This is a genomic window from Dyella sp. 01N36, assembly GCF_056399745.1.
The window spans coordinates 1-6,251 of sequence record NZ_JBFTRY010000193.1 but is presented as its reverse complement, the minus strand read 5'-3'; the positions used below and the strand labels follow the sequence as shown (position 1 = coordinate 6,251).

Here is a 6,251-nt window from a genome sequence, read left to right as displayed (position 1 = left end):
GAGCGCACCCTGTGCGCGACAGGCCTGTCAACGAAGCGCTGACGACAACATCCTCTCAAACTCATCGTCGTTGTCGGCTGTAGCCAGCAACTCCTCGACGGCAGCCAGCGACGCCCTTCGCATCGGCTTCTCATCGATGCGATCCAGCGGCGCCTGCTTCAGCGCATCGCGCGGCAGCACGGTGATGTCAAAGGGCAGGCCGTCGGCGGCAAACAGCAGTACGGGATATTCCTCCTGCTCGTCACGCGTGGTGCGCAGGCGGCGCGTCTGCTGGGTGATTGGTACGCCGCGTTCCTGCAGGAACAACACCACGCTTTCGGCAGTGTCACTGAAGACATGCAGGCAGACAGCCGAGTGGGCATCCGCCGTGCCTTCGAGCACGGCGCCGACCAGCCGTGGATCGAAGCGGTCAAGGAAGCGCATGGCTTCCACGGCGGCCTCGCGTCGTTCCTGCAGCAACTGGGGCTGGGATTCGGCGTGGAAGATGCGCTGGTGTTCCCTCAGTGCGTCTTCGATTTCGTTGTTGCGCGGCAAGGCCTGCGCGTCCAGGATGCCCAGCCGCTCGGCGGCCTTGACCTTGGCGTGATGGAAATCGCGGATGCCGTGCTCGCTCATCAAGCGCGCCGCTTCCTGGGCGACGCGAAGACGATTGCGCTGCAGGCGATCCTGCGCGTGGATGCGATGGTGCTGACCTCGTGCCATGCCTCATTCCCCCGGCAATCTGGCGCCCGTCGTTGCGGACGCCAGCGGCAGCACGGTCTGGTGACGGAACCGGCGCTGCCGACGATTAGAAGATGTCGTAGGCGTGCTGCTGATCCTGGTCCTCCTGCTGCTGGTTGGCCTGGTTACGCAGTCGATCCACGTCTTCGACCTTGAAGATCTCCGACATGATGTTCGGGTCGTCCGCGCCGGCGGGCAGGCCGCTTTGGCGGTCTATCTGTACCGTAGTGATACCGGGCGGCAACGGCAAGATGGAGGCCGGCTGGTCCTTCAGCACCGCGCCGGTATAGCTCATCCAGATCGGCAGGGCCGCCTTGGCGCCGAACTCGCCCTTGCCGAGCGAGCCGAAGTCGTCGAAGCCCACCCAGACCGAGGTCACCAGGTCGCCGTTGAAGCCGACAAACCAGGCATCGCGGTGATCATTGGTCGAGCCGGTCTTGCCGGCCAGGTCGGTGCGGCCGAGCGCGGCGGCTGCCGCACCGGTACCGCGCTTGACCACGTCCTGCATCAGCGAAGTGACCAGGTAGTCGTTGCGCACCTCAATGACCTGGGGCGCCAGCACCGGCGGGTGGGCGCCGTCGCCATGGGCGTCGGCCGGGAGTACGGCATCGCCGACGCCGGCTACGCTGCCGGAAGTTGTCGGCGCACTGGCGGCAGCGGCCACTGAATTTCCTGGTGCGGCCCCCGTATTGGCCGGCGGCGGGCCGGGCGGGCGGGTATCGAGCAGGCGTTCGGCGCAGGTGCGGCAGGCGCGGGCCGGATTGGCCTGATAGACCGGCTTGCCGTCGCGGTCATCGATCTCGCTGACGAAGTACGGGGTGACCAGATAGCCGCCATTGGCAAACACGGCGTAGCCACGGGCCATGCTCATCGGCGACACCGAGGCCGTGCCCAGCGCCATCGACAGGTTGCTGGGCAGCGAATCGAGCGCAAAGCCGAAGCGGGTGGCGTAATCGCGGGCGAAACGCACGCCGATAGCGTCGAGCAGTCGCACCGAGACCAGGTTCTTGGATTGCACCAGGGCCTCGCGCAGGCGGATCGGGCCATCGAACTTGTCGTCGTCGTTGGACGGCGTCCACAGGCCGCCAGGGCGCGAGGGGTCGGGCAGGGCGAGCGGTGCATCGTTGACGATGGAGGCCGGCGTGAAGCCGCGCTCGAAGGCCGCCGAGTAGATAAAGGGCTTGAAGCTCGAACCCGGCTGGCGTGCGGCCATCACGGCGCGGTTGAACTTGCTGCGCAGGAAGTTGAAGCCACCGACCAGGGCCTGCAGCGAGCCGTCCTCGGGATTGAGCGAGACCAGCGCACCCTGTGCCGCCGGGATCTGGGTAAGCAGCCACTGGCCCTTGTCATCGCGCGCCACACGGATGATGTCGCCGCGCTTGAGCACGGTGGAGACGCTCTTGGGCGTGGCACCCACGCGGGTATCGTCGATGCGCGGGCGGGCCCAGCTCATGGCGTCCAGGTTCAGCTGCACCTCGTCGCGGCTGGCGAGGTAAACGCTGGCCGCGGTGGCCGATACCTGGGTCACGATGCCTGGCTGCATGCCGGATATGTCGGTATAGCCGGCCAGGGCGCGTTCCAGTTCATCCGTGCCCGCATCGGCAGCCAGCTCCTGGTGGGCCTCCGGGCCGCGCCAGCCGTGGCGGTGGTCATACTCGACCAGGCCCGAGCGCATGGCATCCACCGCGGCCTSCTGGCGCTTGCTGTCGACCGTGGTCTTGACCACATAGCCTTCGGTGAGGGCGTCGTTGCCCAGGCGGTCGAGCACCTGCAGGCGCACCATTTCGGCCAGATACGGCGCATCCACCTCAATGGCCGGCTCATGCGGCGAAGCGTTGATCGGCTCGGCGATGGACTGGTCGTACTCGGCCTTGGAGATGAAGCGGTTCTCCAGCATCTGGCCGAGCACCCAGTTGCGGCGCGCCAGCATGCGCTTGGGGCTGTTGAGCGGGTTCACCAGCGAAGGCAGCTGGAAAGTCGAGGCCAGGGTGGCGCATTCGGCCACGGTGAGCTGGTCCAGGGTCTTGCCGTAGTAATAGGAGGCCGCGGCGGCCACACCGTAGGAGCGGTGGCCCAGGAACATCTTGTTGAGATAGAGCTCCAGGATCTGGTCCTTGGTCAGCTCGCTCTCCATGCGCAGGGCGATGAAGATCTCGGTCAGTTTGCGCGAATAGAGCTTTTCCGGGCTCAGAAAGAAGTTGCGCGCCACCTGCTGGGTGATGGTGGAGCCGCCCGAGCCCTTGTCGCCACCCGAAGCCACCACATGCCAGCTGGCGCGGGCGATGCCGTGCCAGTCCACGCCGGGGTGCTGGTAGAAGCTGGCGTCCTCGGCGGCGAGCACGGCGTGCTTGAGCCGGTCGGGCACCTGGCCCATCGCCACGGGGATGCGGCGGGTCTCGCCGAAGCTCGCAATCAGCTTGCCATCTGCCGAAAGCACCCTAAGCGGCACCTGCATGTGGTAGTCCTTAAGGACCGCCACGGAGGGGAGCCGGGGGGAAATAAGCCAGTAGGCCACGCCAACCGCCGCGACACCCAGCAGCAAACCTGTAAAAGCCAGGACGAGGATCCAGCGCAGCAACCGCTTAAGAATTTGCATGATTTGGGTGTTTGCGAGACGTGAGTCAAAACAAGTCAGAGTATAGATGTAGCAGTATCCACGGCATGAACCGAGCCCGTCACAGCAAGAAGCAGGCCAGTGGCCCAGTCGCCCAACCTGTGGATGCCGTCACGCGAATGAGTCGAGAAAAAGCTCGTAGGCCGTTGCCAATACGTTAATTTTTGGATTAAATGCCGATGCGCATCAGACCAATCTGAGTCTGGACGCACAGGGGCAAGGGGGAACATCGTGGGGCTCTTTACACCCAAGAAGCCGCCACTTGTCGGCGTCGACATCAGTTCGACGGCCGTCAAGTTGCTGCAACTCAGCCAGGCCGGCGGTCGCTATCGCGTGGAGCATTACGCGGTCGAGCCACTGCCCCCCAACGCTGTAGTTGAAAAGAATATTGTCGAGGTCGAGGCCGTGGGCGAGGCGATTCGGCGTGCGCTGGCGCGTTCGGGTTCCAAGCTCAAGCACGCGTCCGCGGCGGTGGCCGGCTCCGCCGTCATCACGCGCGTGATCCCGATGCCGAGCGAATTGTCCGAGGATGATCTGGAAGGCCAGATCCAGGTCGAGGCCAACCAGTACATCCCGTATCCGATCGAGGAAGTCAGCCTGGACTACGAGATCCTCGGTCCGGTGCGCGACAACCCCGAAATGAACAACATCCTGCTGGCCGCCTCGCGTACCGAGAATGTGGACATGCGCGTGGCCGCGCTCGATCTGGGTGGCTTGTCCGCCAAGGTGATCGACGTCGAAGCGTTCGCCATGGAAAACGCGTTTGCGATGGTGGCCGACCAGTTGAACGTCGGTCGCGACGCGCTGGTCGCCGTGGTCGACATCGGCGCCACCATGACCACGCTGTCGGTGCTGCGCAATCAGCGCACCATCTACTCGCGTGAGCAGGTGTTCGGCGGCAAGCAGCTCACCGACGAAATCATGCGCCGCTACGGCCTCTCCTACGAGGAAGCCGGTCGCGCCAAGCGCAAGGGCGGCCTGCCCGACTCTTATGAGAGCGAGGCGCTGGAGCCGTTCAAGGAATCGCTGGTGCAGCAGATCAGCCGCCTGCTCCAGTTCTTCTTCGCCGGCAGCGAATACAGCAAGGTCGACCAGGTCGTGCTTGCTGGCGGTTGCGCATCCATCGAAGGCATCGGTCCGATGCTCGAAGACCAGCTTGGCGTGCCGTGCGTGGTGGCCAACCCGCTGGCGCGCATGTCGCTGTCGCCTCGCGTGCAGGCCCAGTCGCTGGCACAGGACGCCCCCGCATTGATGATCGCGGTCGGCCTCGCGCTGAGGAGCTTTGACTGATGGCACACATCAACCTACTTCCGTGGCGCACCGAGCGCCGCAAGCAGCGCGAGCGCGAGTTCTTCATGCAGTTGGGCGCGGCTGCCGTGGCAGCGGTGCTCGCCGTGCTGGTGTGGTACGGCTGGATGGATGGCCGCATCAGCAGCCAGAACGACCGCAACGCCTATCTGCAGGGCGAGATCAAGCAGCTCGACGAGCGCATCACCAAGATCAAGGACCTTGAAAAAGTCCGCGAAAGCCTGCTCGCGCGCAAGCAAATCATCGAGCAGCTGCAGGCCAACCGGTCGCAGATGGTCCATCTGTTCGACGAGCTGGTGAAGACGATCCCGGCCAGCGCCCGCCTCAACGGTCTCAAGCAGACCGGTGATTCGATGACGCTGGATGGCGTGGCGCAATCCAACGCCAGCGTGGCCGAGTACATGCGCAACATCGAGACCTCGCAGTGGATGGGTCATGCCGATCTGCGCAAGACCGAGAACACGCATGGCGACAGCCGTCTGCCGTACGCGTTCGGGTTGGATGTGGCGTTGAGCCGGCCCAAGGGTGACGACAACGGCGATGGTTCCAGCGAAGGTCATGCACCGGCCTCCGCCAGCTCCACGGCTCAGCCGGCCGCGGCCCATGACGCGCAGCCTGCCAAGGCCGCGACCGTGGCAGCCCCGGCTACGCCGGCCGCCGCCCCTGCCGCCGCGACCCCTGCAGCCAACGGAGGAGCCAAGTAATGAAGTTCCTCAATGATCTGCAGAGCCTGGACCGCAACAACATCGGCGGCTGGCCCAAGTCGGTCAAGATGTTCTTTACCGGTTTGCTGCTCGCCCTCATCGTGCTGGGCGGCTGGTACTTCTTCGTCAGCGACCAGCAGGACCAGTTGCAGGCGGCCGTTGCCAAGGAAGACCAGCTCAAGAAAGAGTTCTCCGACAAGCAGGCCAAGGCGGTCAATCTCGAGGCTCTCCAGCAGCAGCTCGACGAGATGCAGGACATGCTGCGCCAGTTGCTGCGCCAGCTGCCCAGCAAGACCGAGATGCCCGAGTTGCTGATCGACGTTTCGCAGACGGCGCTGTCGGCCGGCCTGGAAACCGAGCTGTTCCAGCCCGGTCCGGAGTCGCCGAAAGACTTCTACGCGGAAAAGCCGATCCAGTTGCGCATGGTGGGCACCTACCACCAGTTCGGCACCTTCATCAGCGGCGTGGCTTCGCTGCCGCGCGTGGTGATCCTGACCATGCACGACGTGTCGCTCACGCCCAAGAATCCAGGCGCCAAGGGTGCCGCCAACGGGTTGCTGGTACTGCAGGGCACCGTGAAGACCTATCGCTATCTGGACGAAGACGAAAGCGCGTCCGCCAAGGCAGCCAACGCCAAGTCGACGCACGGCAAGCCGGCCGCGAACACGGGAGGGCAGAAATGAGCAAGTTCGCTGCCATCAAGCCTGCCTCCATGGGCAAAGCCGTGCTGGTATTGGGTGTCGTCCTCACGCTCGCCGGTTGTAGCGGGCAGGACGATCTCCACCAGTGGGTCGCCCAGGAAAAGCAGAAGAAGGGCGCGCCGATCCCGCCGCTGCCCGTCATCAAGACGTTCGAGACCTTCCAGTACAACGACCAGGACAAGCGTGATCCGTTCAGCCCGAGCA

6 protein-coding genes are annotated in these 6,251 nt (G+C 64.7%); 4 read left to right on the top strand and 2 right to left on the bottom strand.

The window, feature by feature from the left end; translation table 11 throughout:
• Nucleotides 1-27: 27 nt before the first annotated feature.
• Both AC1DMG_RS18690 and AC1DMG_RS18685 read right to left on the bottom strand, forming a co-directional pair.
• Complete coding sequence (locus AC1DMG_RS18690) at nt 28-702, bottom strand: hypothetical protein (RefSeq protein ID WP_477175041.1); 675 nt, start codon at nt 700-702, stop codon at nt 28-30.
• 85 nt (nt 703-787) lie between these two features.
• On the bottom strand, nt 788-3,316 hold the full coding sequence (locus tag AC1DMG_RS18685) for a penicillin-binding protein 1A (protein WP_477180885.1): 2,529 nt from the start codon (nt 3,314-3,316) through the stop codon (nt 788-790).
• 249 nt (nt 3,317-3,565) lie between these two features.
• On the opposite strand from AC1DMG_RS18685, the gene AC1DMG_RS18680 reads away from it, so the two are divergent.
• From AC1DMG_RS18680 to AC1DMG_RS18665, 4 genes are all read left to right on the top strand, one after another.
• Entirely contained in the window at nt 3,566-4,624 is a 1,059-nt protein-coding gene (locus AC1DMG_RS18680) for a pilus assembly protein PilM (protein ID WP_046972148.1), read from the top strand.
• Entirely contained in the window at nt 4,624-5,346 is a 723-nt protein-coding gene (locus AC1DMG_RS18675; protein WP_441604494.1) for a PilN domain-containing protein, read from the top strand. Before AC1DMG_RS18680 ends, AC1DMG_RS18675 begins: the two co-directional genes overlap by 1 nt.
• Nucleotides 5,346-6,029 (top strand): type IV pilus inner membrane component PilO, encoded by a 684-nt coding sequence (locus tag AC1DMG_RS18670; RefSeq protein WP_477175039.1) that lies wholly within the window; start codon nt 5,346-5,348, stop codon nt 6,027-6,029. The genes AC1DMG_RS18675 and AC1DMG_RS18670 overlap by 1 nt, the downstream gene beginning before the upstream one ends.
• On the top strand, nt 6,026-6,251 hold a 226-nt coding region (locus AC1DMG_RS18665), incomplete at its 3' end, for a pilus assembly protein PilP (protein WP_477180884.1). The genes AC1DMG_RS18670 and AC1DMG_RS18665, both read left to right, overlap by 4 nt.

What these genes read in the sequence shown, in the direction of transcription:
- AC1DMG_RS18690 (WP_477175041.1), bottom strand. Translation starts at nt 702, where the DNA reads ATGGCACGAGGTCAGCACCATCGCATCCACGCGCAGGATCGCCTGCAG.
- AC1DMG_RS18675 (WP_441604494.1), top strand. Translation starts at nt 4,624, where the DNA reads ATGGCACACATCAACCTACTTCCGTGGCGCACCGAGCGCCGCAAGCAG.
- AC1DMG_RS18670 (WP_477175039.1), top strand. Translation starts at nt 5,346, where the DNA reads ATGAAGTTCCTCAATGATCTGCAGAGCCTGGACCGCAACAACATCGGC.